We start from the raw sequence: 15,355 nt of genomic DNA on the forward strand, positions 1-15,355 counted from the left end.
CAATAAGAGAATCTATGAAAAACTAATATATTTGGAGGAACAAACAATGGCTAACAAATTTTTAAAAACAGCAACAGCACTAACAATAATGGGTACATCATTACTAGGAGCAGGAGCATTTACTGCTAAGGCTGATAACACAGACTCATTAAAATTCAATGATGTTCCAGCAAATCACTGGTCTACAAAAGCAATTTATGATTTAACAAATCGTAAAGTAGTGCAAGGGTACGGAAATAATATCTTTGGCTTTGGTGATAATGTAACTCGTGGGCAAGTTGCTCGTATGATTTATATGTACGTAAAACCAGCAGATGCAGATGCTAGCTTCAAAAATCCTTTTACTGATATTAAAGGACATTTGTTTGAAAAAGAAATCTTAGCACTTGCTAAAGCAGGACTTGTGAATGGATTTGGTGATGGGAAATATGGTCCAGATGATATTTTAACTCGTGAACAAATGGCACAAGTACTTACTAATGCTTTTAAATTTAAGTCAACGAAAACAACAACATTTACAGATGTTGATAAAAACTCATGGGCACTAAAAGCAATCAGCGCATTAGAAGAAAATGGCGTTACTATTGGTACAGGAGGTAATATGTATTCTCCAAAAATGTTTGTAACACGTGAAGCGTATAGTCAGTTCCTATATAACTCTATTAATGCAGTTGAAAAAGAAACAAAACCAGAAGTGAAGCCAGATCCAAAGCCTGAAACAAAACCAGAAGAAAAACCAGAAGTGAAGCCAGACCCGAAACCTGAAGTACCAGCAGGTTTAGATGAAAGCCTAGTACAACCGGATTTTGATTTTCATCCATCTGCGTTAGAGAATCCTACTGTGAAAAAACAATTAGCTCCAGAAGCGCAAAATATCTTAAAAGAGATTAATAGAAAATATAACACAAATTTAAAATACTCTAATTTAAATGGGGCTGTAACTATTCTAGATAAAGGCATGTATTACCCAGAAGGTTCATATGCCGGTGGTCAATTTGTAGTAGAAGGTGGAGGAGATACCTTTAAAATTGGGTTTTTAGATAATAATCCGGCAACTGTAGAATTAACAAAAAAATGGGTGACATATTTAACAGGGTTAGACTTAAATCAGGAGATTCAAAATGCTGTTGATTCAAAAACAATTACTAACTATCAAAAAGGTGATTTTAAAATTCGTATTGGAAAAACTATGATTCGTGATACAATGTCTATTTTAATTGAACCTAAATAACGTTATAATGCAATTAAAAGATTAAAAATTGGATATAATATTTAATAAGATACGGAAAGGACACACCTAACGTACCAGCCAATGGTATAGGTGTGTCCTTTTTTGTTTTAGGAGGGAAACTTATGAAATTGAAAAGAAGTTTGTTATTACTGTGTACCTCGACAGCATTAATGATTCCAAGTATAGCAAGTGCGAAAAATGCTGACGTTCCTTTTTATAACGGAACAGATGATACCTCTCTTACTTCTAGATATTTGCAAATGAAAGGTAAGTTTTATCGTTTTGGGAGTCGTTATGCGCCACCGGGTGTAGATTTAGCGTATAAAGGAGATCTTCATTACCCTGCTGTTTACAATGGCTCTTTTAGTTTTGAAAACCCACAAGCAAACTTAGTACAAAGAGAAGACCTAAGTGAGCCTTATGTGCGGATTTCGAATGAAGGTTATTGGAATAGTGCTATCGCTGTTGGGGATCGTATGATAACGGAAAAAGAGAGGATTACTGAATCTATCATTTCTGATAAATATTGGGGTAATTCTCAATTTGTCCTAAATAATATAGATTCGCACACAGTATCTAATGGTAATTCACCAAAATCATATGGTCTGTTTTATTGGATTCGTGATATAGCCTATCTTTCTGGTGGATATGCAGGTGCTGGTGGCGTAAATGGAATAAATAAATATAGTCTATGGTATGTACGAACTAGTAAACCTGAAATAAAAGATTTTAAAGTCTCTAGTGGTAAGAAGGATACACCTGTTAAGTTTACATTTAACGGTTTCGAGTATGTAAGTAAAGAGAAAGGATATACAGAACGTGGTCCCAAACTCGATATAGGTAACCCTTATTCATCGATAGCAGGTGAACGAAATCGTGTGCAATGGCTACTAGATATTACTAAAAGTGGTGAAACAGTGCATCATCAAGAAAATTACTTACGTTCAACGCCACAAAAAGATAATCAAAAACCAAATGAAGGTGATGCAGGACGATTTACGAAAGAAGATATAAGTTGGCAGCCTCAGATGTGTGGTCGTTATACTGCAAAATTAAAAATTATTGATGGGGTTCAAAGGGGGTCAAACGAGAAAACAGTTGATTTTATTGTAGATGGAAACTGTGGTACAGAAGTAACACCTAATCCAGATCCAGGTGATGAAGATGATTTTAAATATAAAATTGATTTCTCTGCTGACCGAATTGAAGGAGAAACAGCAAGAGAAGGAAAGAATATCAAAACAAGAGTAGATGTATCACGTGATAATTTTAAACTAGAGCGTGACCAATATAGAGCAAAAGTAAACAACAATATTAATAAGTCTCAACAAGAAATAAACAGCACTGAATCTGATAGAGATAGTGCACAATCCAGCTTAAGTTATTGTCGTCGTAATCCAATTCATGAAGTAGATGCCGAGGGAAAGGACCACTATTATGATAGAGACTGCTCTTGGGAAGAAAATAAACTAGATAGTGCGGCAAGTAGGCTAGATAATGCAAGGCAGAAACTAGAAAAAGAGAAGAATAAAATTAAAAAGTTAGATGTATTAGAAGAAAAATATATGAATCCTGAAACAGTAGTTGTGTTAAAACATAACGGACAACAAGTAGCTTTACAAAAGGTAAGATTAACTGAGGGAGAAAAGAAAACCCTGAACCTTGACTGGCAACATAAAGGTAAAGGAACAATTCAAGCGGAAATTAACCCTGCTGGTAATCGTATAGACATCGAGGAAACTACGTACAAAAATAATCCTATTAAAACAGCAATCTATGAGCCTTCAAAAGAAAAGGCAATGTGTGGTGTAACGAGTGTAAAAGGTGTAGTAGAAACAGTAAGTGAACGTGTATCAAAAGAAGATATAACTGGGGAAATGTATTATGAAACTTTGACAGGGAGTATTGGTAATTTAGCTCCTTCTAAGCTACATTCTGGTTATGGATTTTCGTATGAAGTAAACGGTAAGTACAAAAATGATTGGAATGCGAATTACCCTGGTGTATTTACTGCTGCTAAGGCACAATATCCATTTGCAGACGAAGGATTAAAGTCTACTCAAGATTTAGAGAAGAAAGAACTTAAAGATACTACAGCAAAATTCCTACCTAAAAATATGTATTTATCTGAAGCAACAGGACATGTTTTTGATAGTAAAAGACCAACTAAGTCTTTATATTGGGATGGACAAGAGAAAATCATTGATGGTGGCCAAAAATGGTATTCACCACTGAAGACAAAAGATGGTGTATACACTTTTAATGTAGAAACAGCTCCAGCAGGTATCAATGAAATGAGTTTATGTTTAACTGAGCAAGTAGAGATTAAGGGTGTTGCGTATGATGATTTCATAAAAAGAAGAGTATTTCCTGACGATCCATTCCCTGGAGGAAGTGGAGTTGGTTGGAATTGGGTTGGTAAGGAAGACGTACTTTATAAATTAACAGATTGGTATTACATGAGAAATAGGAAATGAGAATAAAATATAGTATAATTAGATGAATCAACACAATAAGATATCCTTCTTAAACTAGTAGCTGAATGGATAAACCAAAGGCACATCCCTTAATGGGATGTGTCTTTTTTTTGTAGAAAGGGGAATATTGAATGGATAAAAAGAAAAAACAACGTATGAAACGTGTAATTTTCATTGGAATTATCGTAATGATTGCATCGTTATATATTGGAAGTGAATTTCAGGATCGGAATGGGAAAAGTTATGCTCCTGCAAAGTATTTTGAAACAGGAACAAAATTGATTTCGTTTTAATAATAATTTTGCCTCTTGCATCAACTATTGTGAAAAGTATTTCCAAATGATCTCTTCTTTTCTCCATAAAATGAAAGAGAAAGGATAGCAACCGACACCTTGGAATATTCAGTTGTGTTAGATTAATTACAACATATTTTTGGGATGCTTAATAGGTTAGAAACCTTGTTATAACAGGGTTTTGGGAGCGAGGTTAATTATCGATTACGTGGTTTTTAAATAGAAAAAACAGATATTTTTTAGAAATGATTGACATGAAACTATATATATCATAATATTGAGATTGTAATATTAAAGAAAATAAATCCAACATTTTCATATAGACTTTAGATTAGCTAAAAGGACACACCTAAGGCGTTTTACGCCATAGGTGTGTCCTTTTTTGCGTTTAAAGGCTACATAAGGAGGAATATAAACATTGAAGCCGTCTAAGTTTCAAAAGAAGCAGATTACAGCGGTAGGTTTAGCTGCTATAACAGTAGCGGGTATCTATGGATACAATCATTTTGCAGTAGAAAATGCAGTAAAACCAACAAAAGTTGTTGTAGCTGCAAAGGATATACCTGCGCATACAGAGATTAAAGAAGAAATGCTAGTGGAACGAACATTACCTGGTGATGGGATTCCTCCAAATGCATTACGTGTAAGTAAAAAAGAGGTTATAGGTAAGTGGACAAATGATGGGCAGCCAATCACCGAAAATAGCTATCTTTTTAAAAATAAAGTAGTAAAGAAAGAGGAGTTACCTGACTCTGCCATTTTAAATTTGAAAGATGGAGAAGTTGCATTCCCGTTACTCGTTGATTTGGAAACAAGTTCAGGTAATAGTATCATTCCTAACACTTATGTGGACTTATATTTTAAGCAGGTTGTAAAGGACGGGGACAATGAGAAGGTAGTATTCGGTGGTCTTTTCCAACGTGTACGTGTTACGGCTGCAAAGGATAGCAATACAGAAGATGCATTTGTACTAGAAAAGAAAGAATCAAAAGAGGAACAAGAAGGAAAACAAAAGCCAAAAGTAACGCGATTATATACATTGGCTGTTTCACCAGAACAACTTCAATATCTAAATCGTGCGAAAACACTTGGAGATGTAATTCCTGTTGCAGTTGGACAAAAGGTAGAACAAACAGGGAAAGAATTAGAACCAGCAGAAGGATTCTCGCAAATATCTGATCAGAAAAATATTTTAGACTATGTAGAGAAGCATTCAACCAACCCCATATCTAAAAGTGTAAAAGAATATGTTGCACAGTATCTGAACGAATCCAAATAAGGAAGGGGCTTTTAAGATGGACCGGCAAGTAAGAATGGTTGCCTTTTATGCGACAAACGAAAACGTAGGAAAAAGTACGTTAAGTATTGCGATGGCAAATGAGTTAGCTCATTTAGGGAAAAAGGTGCTTTATGTAGAAGCGGACCAAGTAAGACCAAACTTCGCGGTTGGAACAGGTCTTAGCCATGAGAGTAAAAATATGCTAGGGCTTGTAAGAAAAGAAAATGAATACAATCTCTTGCAGTATATTTGTACCAAGCAAGATTTACTAGAAAAAAAAGTGAATCCAAGGTTGACGCAAAAATTACACGATAAGATGGATTTTCTGGTGTTTCCATCAGGTTATAGTTTAACTCAATTTCCAGAGATTCAAAACAAAGAATTGTTTGTAACGACATTTATCGAATCACTTGTAGATACAGAATATGACTACATCATCCTATCGGTACCAACTGAATTATCCGAGGTGCTTAGTTACCCAATCCTATACCAATCAGACCTTGTTGTTCATGTGCTAAATGGCAACCCTCGTGGTGCGTTAGCAATTAAAAGAGAATTACAACTAATAGAAGAAGCAAAGCTAACATTACCTCGTATGATTCATGTTTTGAATATGGGAGACGAGGACTATGTAGAAGATATTGAAAAGCTTTCTTCCCAAAACATTGCAGTGACAATTCCGTATGACAGAGATCGTACGAGTTATGAATGGGGGATGCAATTTGGTTCCCCGCAAATTAATGCAAAGGTCCATCATATTATGGAAGCAGCTGGTCTTGATATTCCATCCCAGCACTCCTCTATGAAAAAGGGTCTCTTTGGTTTACGAAATTAAAAAGGTGGCAAGTAGTATGTGGGGCTATTTACAGGAAAAACAAGTATTCTTAAAGCGAAATCGAGTGGATTTATATCACTTTGGTTATAGGATTCGTTCTAAATCGGTGCGAAAGTTAGGAACAACTACAGCTCAACAAATTAAAGATATTACAGATGAAATTCGTGCATTTTTAGTAAAAGAACATCGTGATATCTTAAGCGAATCCTTTATGAATAAAGAGAAGAGAACAGCTGTGGAGCAAATTATTAAAGGCTTTTTACTAAGCAATCAAGTCGTCGTTTTAGATGTACCTTCAGAACAGTTACTAAATATGGTGTGTGATGAAATTGTTGGATTTGGGATTATAGAACCTTTAAAAGAAGATAAGGATGTAACTGATATTTATATCAATGGTACAAAAGAAATCATTTACGAAAAAATCGGAGAGGGAGAATGTACATTTCCTTACCGATTTGAGACAGAAGAAGAAGTGAAAGCCCTAGCTTATAAGATGGTAAACAGTACATCAGATTCATTAAATACAGCAAAGCCATATGTTGACTGCGTATTTCCGTATATACGTATCAATATTGCGTTAGATGAACTTGGGGGACTCGGAACAACGATAACGATTCGTAAGAATGCGGATCACCTTCGTGCTTCTGAAGAGCGGATGTTATCTACCAATCAAGCATCGAAAGAAATGTTGAACTTTTTGGCTGCAGCTGTGAAAGCCAAAATGAATATTTTAGTTGCTGGAGCTACGGGTACAGGGAAATCAGAGTTTATGAAATATCTTGCTTCTCACATTCCGAAAGGAAAGAAAAAAGAACGTACTCTTGTAGTAGAAGATAACCCTGAATTATATTTGCATCGCATTTTTCCAGAACATCATTTTGTTCCGATGCAGTGTAGGGCATCGGAAGTAGAAGAAAATGCAATCGACTTTGATAGATTGTTAACAAATGCTTTACGTCAAGGGCCCAAGCGATTAATTGTAGGGGAATCGAGGGGGAAAGAAGCGTTAAAAATGATCAACTTTTTCCAAACAGGACATCCTGGTTTCACTTCTGTCCATGCAAGAAGTGCAAAAGAAGCAGTTAGGCGTTTAATGCTTATGTGTCTGCAAAGTGGTGCGAATATTGATGCCCAGTATTTATATGAATTGATTTCACAGACATTTGATGTAATTGTCTTTTTGGAAAAGAAAGATGATGGAAATCGTTATATTACAGAGATGATTGAACTATTGGATTATCAGGAAGATATACAGTTTAATCCATTGTCTCAGTTTATGCCAACATATGAGAAACAAGATGAAATGAATGAAAGAATAGGGAAAATTCATGGCCAACATATTATTACAGCAAAAATGTCAGCTGAAATGGAGAAGAAATTCCGTTCTTCTACTGTAAATCCAGCTCTTTATGCGCCATTCCTTTCACAAAAGGAGGTGCAGTATGCATAGTTTGTTAGCCTATGGATGTATATTTTTAATCTTTATTAGTGTAGGATTGCTCGTTTTACTTTTTGCGAAATCTAAAGGTTCTGCTCTTTCTCAATTTGTTCAAGAAAATGAGAAAGAAGAAAGGCGCTTGGAATTAAGAAATATCAAAGGGATACGAATGTATTTGCCACAATCCGTTATCCAAGAAGCCCAAAAGTACGAGTGGAAATTAACAAAAAGTATGTACTGGGTATATACGATTCTTTCCGGAATGAGTATTGCAGCAGTATTCTATTTTTCTTTTGGTAGAGATCCTTTTACACTGATTACCGTTTCATCTGGATTTTTAGTTCCAAGGTTTCTTCTTTATCGAAGAAAAAAACGTTACTACTTGGTTGTCATTGACCGTCTTTCTATCTATATGAAAGCTGTAGCAAATGCACTTCAAATTAGTAACAATGCAAAACGGGTATTAGTTCAGGTGAAGCCAATGATGCATGAAAGCATTCAAGAAGAAATAGAGAAAGTTTCTCTTTTATTAGAAGGTGGAACCACAATGCATCGTGCATTTAGAGGATTCAATGAAACGTTTAACTTTAGAGAATTGGTTTTCTTCCATGAAATGTTGGAAGTGTGCAGCCGAGAAGGTGGAACAAATTCAGTTCAAGTCTTACTAGATATTGCAGAAGATTTCGAAAAACAAAAGCTATACCTGGCAAGATTGCGTTCTAGTTTGTCGCAAGCGCAACGTGCCTTTGTACAGAACTGCTTAATTGTCATTGCTATGCCGATTGTTATTATGTTGATGTCAAAAGAAGCATATGGATTTTTAGCAGGTTCTATGATGGGAAAAATCGCGTTAGCGGTAAATATGTTCATTGTCTTTTTCTTAGCAACCCGTGTAGAAAAGATTGCAAATTATAACCCAACAGAAAGAGGGGAATAAGGTGGCTACGATTTTAGCTGTAGTGGTATTCGTTGTCATGTACTGGGTATTCTCTACCTTTCTACAAAGTAAAAAAGATAGCGGTAGCTTACTTACGAACTATGTAGAAAATGCAAAACGAATTGAAAAGAAGAATTTAAATCAGATGATGCTCGCGCCCTTCCAGTCGTTATCACATAAGTACCTGACAGAAGAAAAGAAAGAGCAGATTCAGAAAAAATTAGAAGAAGCTGGCCTGGATACGAAACCAGAAGAATATTTAAAGATGAAGGTAGCATATCCCATCATTTTCACCTCTGTTTTCTTGATATGTACGGTGTTCCATGATTACTACTTATTTAAAGTGGGAGTTTTGATTTCACCACTGCTTTACTTCTATCCTGATTATCTATTAAAGAGAAGAATCAAGCAGGCGATAGAAGCTAGGAAGTTCGAATTACCAGAGTATTTAATTCCTATGCTGCAGCTGTTAAAAACACATACAACATTAGAAACAGTAAAAAAGGCAGAGATATATGCTGGAAGACATCTTCGTCCGTATGTATCTACACTTACTGCGGAATTAGAAATGTATGCTGGCTCGGATCAACCATTTCGAAACTTTGCTGCTGCTTTAAATAGTCCAGAAGTAAATACCTTTACGATTGCATTGCAACAAGCGCAAAAAACGGACAAGGTACAGAGTCTTCGTATTATGGATGCACAGATTAAAATGATGCGTGAGTTAAAACATGAGAACTATAACCGTCTCATTCAAAATAAGCCGATGGAAATGAATAAATTTAACGTCGCAGTTATTGGATGTATTGTGATTTATCCAATGGTGATTGTTATTCAATCCTTAATGCAAGGATTTGCAAGTTTATAGAAGACGTTATCAAAAATGGAATAGGTAAAGGAGCATTACAAATGTTAACAAAAATGAAGAATTGGTTAAAAAACGAAGACTCACAATTATCATCAGAAAACGGTATGTTAATCGCGTTAGCGGTCATTATCGTATTAGTGATTGGCCCGTTTGTATGGAAAGCAATTCAAGGCGGGTATGATACAATTCTAGCTCGATTTACAAAAGCATCAAACAATGCAGATGTGAATTCTTGGAACAAGTAATAGAAGTTTTAGATGAATGATGTTTATTACGTATAGCTCAAATAAATGGAGAAGGGAGATTCAATCATGTTAGCAAAAATGAAAAATTGGTTAAAAAATGAGGATTCGCAACTATCATCAGAAAACGGTATGTTAATCGCTCTGGCGGTAATTATCGTATTAGTAATTGGCCCATTTGTATGGAAGGCGATCCAAGGTGGTTATGATACGATCCTGGCAAGATTCACAAAAGCATCAAGCAATGCAGACGTAAATTCTTGGAATAAGTAATTAAAGATTTAAATAGATAAGTTCTAATTTTAGTAGATACTTAAAATTGATATATAAAGGAGACGAAATGAAATGTTAGCAAAAATGAAAAGTTGGTTAAAAAACGAAGACTCACAATTATCATCAGAAAACGGTATGTTAATCGCGTTAGCGGTGATTATTGTATTAGTAATTGGCCCGTTCGTATGGAAAGCAATCCAAGGTGGTTATGATACAATTCTAGCTCGATTCACAAAAGCATCAAGCAATGCAGATGTTGATTCTTGGAACAAAAAATAAATATAAAAATAAACGAGGGGGCTACTCTAAAAGTGGTTCCCTTTTTTACACAGTATTTTGGTATGAAATTAAGAGGGGAGTAAAGAAAATGAGCCTGTATATCATGGGATTATTTCTAAGTTATATGGTACTTAATGTATTTACCGACTTAAAGTATAGAAAAACAAAAAATATATGGCATTTCATTTTTTTAGTAGTAGGTTTAGGTATCACGTATTTTGCTGGAATACGAACGGGAAAAGAGATTGTAATTGTACTAACTATGGCCTTAGTATGTGGCTTATTGTTAGAGACATTTAAATTTTCTTCACCCGGTGATACGAAAATGCTTGTGGTGGCAGCTCTATATGTTAGCGATGTAGCAGAGGAATCGGCTATGCTTACCGCTATTACATTAACAGCTTTCCATTTACTATTCTTTTGGATTGCTAGCGTGTATCGTTTAATTAAAATTCTAGGGTTTGTAGGAGCGATTAAAGACCAATTGGAGCATGCTGCTTCTATATTTGGGGCAAAACTACCAAAGAAAGAAATACAGCTGATACAGAGCTTTCCAGGGGCTTGTTCTATTTTATTAGGAGCAATTGTGTATATTGCTTTGACTATTTATCAAAATGGAGGTATCTTGGCTTGAACAGTAGAATCATTCATCAAAGAGAAACCTATATTTACTTTACAATTTTTGCTCTAATAGGCGTTATTATTTTAAACATGTTTATTAATATATTGTTTGTATTAGCATATCCTTTACTAATAGGATTAATTGTGCAGGTTATCTTGTTGCAGAAGATAAAGAAGCCATTTTATCGGAGCGGAAAAGAATTAACAGAACAGTTAAAACTAAAAAATATGTTTCTAGTAGAATCAAATATTTTAGGAGATGAAGAAGGAACAGTTTATGAGGTGCATCAAATGCCTTTTACAATCTCTAATGGATTAATTAAAAAAGATAAGACTTATAAAGTGATAAAACAAGAGTATGAGAGAAAAGTCAAAGAGGATTTAACGAAAATTTCTAAATGGCAAGTTACAACAAAAGCTAGACTTGTTACGACAACTCATTTTCGTTTATATACAATTTGGCAGAAAAATAGTACCGGTTATCAATTGAAAAAAATTGAGGAGTGTGTTGATCCATACGCCAAGATGAACCTTATACAATGGATGATTGCTTCATTTTGTACGACTGGTCGTATTAAGTACGATAAGAAACCAAAAGAGTGGGCAAGCTATGAATGGATTACTTTAAGGTAAATAAAAAAGATAGAAAATAATAAAATGTACCCTATAGAATTGACACTAGAAAAAAGTCTATTCTATAGGGTACATTTTACATTGTATGTGTTTTTTCTCTTTGTGTAGTTTTTCAACAAAAAGAGCGATTTTAAGGCGCTTTATGGCCAATAACTATATTGATAAAGATGCTCAGGATTCCATTGTATGTATGTCTTTTAGATATGTGTAGGTTTAGGCAAAACCGTTATCTCGTAGTAAGCAAAAAGAGCATACATGTAAGTATGCTCTTCGATAAGAAAGGTAGATCTCTATGAGCGGAGAGACTACATACAAAAGCGTATGTTTGTTTCCTTTAAATGTGAAGAAAAAATCAACAAAAGGTCAACGTGAACTCAATAAAAATGCAACAAAAACGCTATTGTATAAAAAAATCAAGTCAGAAATAAATATCTGATTTGATTTGAAATTAAAAATATAAACCTTTGCCTACTGGCTGAACAGTTTCTAGCACAGTATCAACCATTTCGTCATTAATTAATGTTCTTATAATCCAAGCTGAGAGGTCTTGTGCAGCAAAGCAACCTGCAGCAGTCGAAATATTGCCTTCGTTTACGAAACTTTTTTCAATAACGTCTACATCAAACTCTTTAAGTTGTTCAACTACGGATGGATATGTAGTTGCTTTTTTGCCAGTTAACAATTTTTTAGCTCCTAGTAGTAGTGAACCAGAACACATAGAGCCTATTAATTGTCTTTGAGGATCTACATGGATTTTATTAAGATATTGTTGATTTTTATATAAATCTTGTACACCCTTACCACTTGCAAATATTACAGCGTCAGCAGAAGGGATATCGGATATGCTTCCTGTCATGGGTATACGTAAACCAGACATGGATACATGAGTCTTTTCTGTTCCTAATAGTTGGACCTCCCAATCAGAAATACCACCAACTAGACGTACACGATTTAATAAATCCCATGGTAAAAAAACATCTATATCAGTAAAGTTATCGAAACAGACTATTGAAATTTTCATTCTCTAATCCTCCGTAATCGAAATGTTGGAAATGTTTAAATTATAACACTTTCAAATATAGTTAGTAAGGTTTAAGTTTTTCACTAAGGATAGTAGATAGGAAAAAGTGTATTGGATTGTAGAGAAACATCACAAAAATTTCAATTTGTATTAAGTTGGAATATAAAAAGAGTACTTAGTAATGTGCTCTCGTGACGAGCCTCATTTTATAACGACTATTTTATAAAGAAATGAACTCAGAATATTATATGTGCGCAGTCAATTGAGTAACTTGTACAAATAAAGAGCAGCTAGCAAAAGCTTACAGTATTGACGGAATATTGGTTTTTATTCGTGAAGAATTACGTTTAACTTAATGCATAGCCAACGGTCAAAGTTAGTGTTAAAAACACTGATAATAAAAGTATTAGTAGAACGGTTGCTATGTTTCTAAGCATCGCAACCCAATTATTTATTTTAGAAAATCCTTTCATACCAGCAAAAAAAGTTCCTATTGTTAAAACTAGTAAAAAAATAAAGGGTAGATAGGTAGTGAATTCATAATAAAGGTTTTAACGATTAGGCATATTTAAGAATCTCGAACATAAGATGGTAATGACACCGAGAAGAATTCATTGTGTTCGCTACTCGCGTTAATACGTTTCGAAAAGGCACCTATTTAGGTGCTTTTTGTTTGCATCTTTCGAGATGGACGAGCATATATTGGAATGTGTGGATGGAAACCAATTTATATATCAGAGCACCTATCAATTATGGGTGTTCTTTTATTATGTAAACATTTTAACATTTTAGCCAAGAAGATTTCTTCCTCAAGGAGCGTGAAGGACCAAAGCTTAGTGAGTAGGTGGGAGATGGATTGGCTTCGAACATGGGATGGCAGGAAACCATCTTAATTGTTCGGCATACAGAAAGTGTTACTCCACTATCTATAGAACGTACGTTTTGTGTATAATAGTCATATACCGAAATGGAGGTGAATCAAATGATGATTAATAAAGCCTATAAGTTTCGTGTCTATCCAAATCAAGCACAAGCAATTCTAATTAACAAAACGATTGGTTGTTCTCGCTTTGTATTCAATCATTTCCTATCCTTATGGGATCACGCATACAAAGAGACAGGAAAAGGCTTGACCTATGGTACATGCTCTGCCAAACTCCCTGCCATGAAGAAAGAGTTTGTTTGGCTAAAAGAAGTGGATAGTATTGCGATTCAGTCGTCTGTTCGCAACCTTGCCGATGCTTATACGCGCTTTTTAAAAAAACAAAACAGCGCACCGCGCTTTAAATCTAAGAAGAACAACGTACAATCTTATACCACAAAATAAACAAATGAAAACATTGTCGTTGTAGGGAACAAAATAAAGTTGCCGAAATTAGGCCTTGTTCGATTTGCCAAAAGTCGTGAAGTAGAGGGACGTATTGTAAATGCTACAGTTAGACGGAACCCTTCTGGCAGATATTTTATGTCACTATTAGTTGAAACAGAAGTACAAGAACTTCCGAAAACACATTCTTACATTGGAATAGATGTAGGACTAAAAGATTTCGCCATTTTGTCAGATGGAACACCTTATAAAAATCTGAAGTTTTTCCGAGCATTAGAAGATAAGTTAGCGAAAGCACAGCATGTTCTTTCTAGAAGAATGAAAGGATCTTCTCGCTGGAATAAACAACGAGTCAAGGTAGCTAGAATTCATGAATACATCTCAAATGCTAGAAAAGATTACTTGGACAAAATCTCAACTGAAATCATCAAAAACCACGATGTTATCGGTATAGAGGATTTGCAAGTATCGAATATGTTAAAGAATCATAAGTTAGCAAAAGCAATTAGTGAGGTATCTTGGTCACAGTTTCGAACAATGTTGGAATATTAAAGCAAAATGGTATGGCAAACAAGTCATTGTCGTATCGAAAACATTTGCTTCCAGCCAATTATGTTCTTGTTGTGGATATCAAAATAAAGACGTTAAAAATCTAAGCCTACGTGAATGGGACTGTCCTTCTTGTCGTACACACCATGATAGGGATATTAACGCAAGTATCAATATAAAGAATGAAGCGATAAGGCTTCTAACCGCAAGGACTGCGGGGTTAGCCTAATCAATTAGATGAAAGTGGGGGTAGTTCAAAAGTTGTGTGAGAGTTGATAAATAGTATATTATCTTTCTCAATGTACATATTAAGAAAAGTTTTTAATATCATACATAAAAGGTGGGATAATATGAGTGAAAATAAGAAAAAGGAAGAATTGAATAAGATAAAGAAGTATTATTTTAATAAGGACAATCAACCAGTAGCTGGTATAGAGTTAATTTTGCCGCCGGATATAGGAATCATGTTAGACCCGAAATCAGTTAATGATGAAAGTAGAGATATTGATAATGAATAAGTTTAATTTAAGCATCCATGCGGGTGCTTTTTTCTTTGTTACATATAATGATACTGAACGGTGTCCAACATGTTCCCCTATATTTTTTTAAGCGAGAGCACTTATTGGGGGAGTGCTCTCTTTCGCTTGCACATAAGGAGGCTTTCATCATACAATATTGAGTCAATGCCAACCAACTTATTCCTTTTCCGAGAGCTATATATATTCCGCTATAAAGCTCTTTTAGGTTGCGCCATTAGAACGGGCAAGGCATTGTCGTATATTTTATACTCAGAAGCTTAGGGCACTTTATAGTGTTCTTTTTTTATTGAACAAAATGGACATTTGAATAGAAAACATATCCTTAAAATAACCTTAATTTAACTATGGATTTAATAATACCTGAAAACTAAATGGTATAATTTTCTAAAGAAACTCAAATAAAGTTTATTTTAGAAAAGGGGTAGAGGAAAAATGTTTCAGAAACTTAAATTTTATTTAATGAGCATATTAATTAGTGCATTTTTAGGTGGGATTATCATAGGTGCTAATTTC

At 34.7% G+C, this 15,355-nt stretch carries 15 protein-coding genes and 2 pseudogenes; 15 read left to right on the plus strand and 2 right to left on the minus strand.

Annotated elements, in window-relative coordinates; translation table 11 throughout:
• The first annotated feature begins 46 nt into the window (after nucleotides 1-46).
• The 13 genes from ABWK52_RS10065 to ABWK52_RS10125 all read left to right on the plus strand — a co-directional run bounded on the left by ABWK52_RS10065 (nucleotide 47) and on the right by ABWK52_RS10125 (nucleotide 11,406).
• On the plus strand, nucleotides 47-1,231 hold the full coding sequence (locus ABWK52_RS10065; protein WP_353771927.1) for an S-layer homology domain-containing protein: 1,185 nt from the start codon (nucleotides 47-49) through the stop codon (nucleotides 1,229-1,231).
• Nucleotides 1,232-1,353: 122 nt separating this feature from the next.
• Nucleotides 1,354-3,708, plus strand: a complete 2,355-nt coding sequence (locus ABWK52_RS10070) for a hypothetical protein (RefSeq protein ID WP_098542398.1) — start codon at nucleotides 1,354-1,356, stop codon at nucleotides 3,706-3,708.
• A 131-nt stretch (nucleotides 3,709-3,839) separates the two neighbouring features.
• Nucleotides 3,840-4,001, plus strand: a complete 162-nt coding sequence (locus tag ABWK52_RS10075; RefSeq protein ID WP_000358416.1) for a hypothetical protein — start codon at nucleotides 3,840-3,842, stop codon at nucleotides 3,999-4,001.
• A 418-nt stretch (nucleotides 4,002-4,419) separates the two neighbouring features.
• On the plus strand, nucleotides 4,420-5,280 hold the full coding sequence (gene cpaB, locus ABWK52_RS10080; protein ID WP_000804789.1) for a Flp pilus assembly protein CpaB: 861 nt from the start codon (nucleotides 4,420-4,422) through the stop codon (nucleotides 5,278-5,280).
• A gap of 16 nt (nucleotides 5,281-5,296) precedes the next feature.
• Entirely contained in the window at nucleotides 5,297-6,115 is an 819-nt protein-coding gene (locus tag ABWK52_RS10085; RefSeq protein WP_086423471.1) for an AAA family ATPase, read from the plus strand.
• Nucleotides 6,116-6,131: 16 nt separating this feature from the next.
• Nucleotides 6,132-7,565 carry a CpaF family protein gene (locus ABWK52_RS10090; protein ID WP_098542399.1) on the plus strand — a complete coding sequence of 478 codons (1,434 nt, stop codon included), beginning with the start codon at nucleotides 6,132-6,134 and terminating at the stop codon, nucleotides 7,563-7,565.
• Complete coding sequence (locus ABWK52_RS10095) at nucleotides 7,558-8,490, plus strand: type II secretion system F family protein (RefSeq protein WP_098542400.1); 933 nt, start codon at nucleotides 7,558-7,560, stop codon at nucleotides 8,488-8,490. Before ABWK52_RS10090 ends, ABWK52_RS10095 begins: the two co-directional genes overlap by 8 nt.
• 1 nt (nucleotide 8,491) lies before the next feature.
• Complete coding sequence (locus ABWK52_RS10100) at nucleotides 8,492-9,358, plus strand: hypothetical protein (protein ID WP_098542401.1); 867 nt, start codon at nucleotides 8,492-8,494, stop codon at nucleotides 9,356-9,358.
• A 41-nt stretch (nucleotides 9,359-9,399) separates the two neighbouring features.
• Nucleotides 9,400-9,603, plus strand: coding sequence for a hypothetical protein (locus ABWK52_RS10105; protein WP_000956352.1), 204 nt, complete (start codon nucleotides 9,400-9,402; stop codon nucleotides 9,601-9,603).
• A gap of 66 nt (nucleotides 9,604-9,669) precedes the next feature.
• The gene (locus tag ABWK52_RS10110) at nucleotides 9,670-9,873 is read left to right on the plus strand and encodes a hypothetical protein (protein ID WP_000879955.1); all 204 of its coding nucleotides are present in this window, start codon (nucleotides 9,670-9,672) and stop codon (nucleotides 9,871-9,873) included.
• Between the two features lie 72 nt (nucleotides 9,874-9,945).
• Nucleotides 9,946-10,152, plus strand: a complete 207-nt coding sequence (locus tag ABWK52_RS10115; protein WP_000879960.1) for a hypothetical protein — start codon at nucleotides 9,946-9,948, stop codon at nucleotides 10,150-10,152.
• Between the two features lie 88 nt (nucleotides 10,153-10,240).
• Nucleotides 10,241-10,786: a hypothetical protein gene (locus tag ABWK52_RS10120; RefSeq protein ID WP_000061107.1), complete on the plus strand. Its 546-nt coding sequence runs from the start codon at nucleotides 10,241-10,243 to the stop codon at nucleotides 10,784-10,786.
• Entirely contained in the window at nucleotides 10,783-11,406 is a 624-nt protein-coding gene (locus ABWK52_RS10125; protein WP_001088462.1) for a hypothetical protein, read from the plus strand. Before ABWK52_RS10120 ends, ABWK52_RS10125 begins: the two co-directional genes overlap by 4 nt.
• Before the next feature lie 448 nt (nucleotides 11,407-11,854).
• Here ABWK52_RS10125 and ABWK52_RS10130 read toward each other — a convergent pair whose 3' ends face one another.
• Together ABWK52_RS10130 and ABWK52_RS29740 are read right to left on the minus strand one after the other, a co-directional pair.
• A complete protein-coding gene (locus tag ABWK52_RS10130) occupies nucleotides 11,855-12,427 on the minus strand; it encodes a DJ-1/PfpI family protein (RefSeq protein ID WP_000703254.1) in 573 nt (190 codons plus the stop codon).
• A 347-nt stretch (nucleotides 12,428-12,774) separates the two neighbouring features.
• Nucleotides 12,775-12,974 (minus strand): annotated as a pseudogene (locus tag ABWK52_RS29740) (hypothetical protein); the annotation flags it as partial.
• A gap of 435 nt (nucleotides 12,975-13,409) precedes the next feature.
• Between ABWK52_RS29740 and tnpB the strand changes: the two are divergent.
• Nucleotides 13,410-14,532, plus strand: a pseudogene (gene tnpB / locus ABWK52_RS10135) (IS200/IS605 family element RNA-guided endonuclease TnpB).
• Nucleotides 14,533-14,653: 121 nt separating this feature from the next.
• Nucleotides 14,654-14,821, plus strand: coding sequence for a hypothetical protein (locus ABWK52_RS10140; RefSeq protein ID WP_001293562.1), 168 nt, complete (start codon nucleotides 14,654-14,656; stop codon nucleotides 14,819-14,821).
• The last annotated feature ends 534 nt before the right edge of the window (nucleotides 14,822-15,355 follow it).

Origin of the sequence: Bacillus sp. AP50, assembly GCF_040492675.1 — a bacterium.
GTDB lineage: Bacteria > Bacillota > Bacilli > Bacillales > Bacillaceae_G > Bacillus_A > Bacillus_A cereus.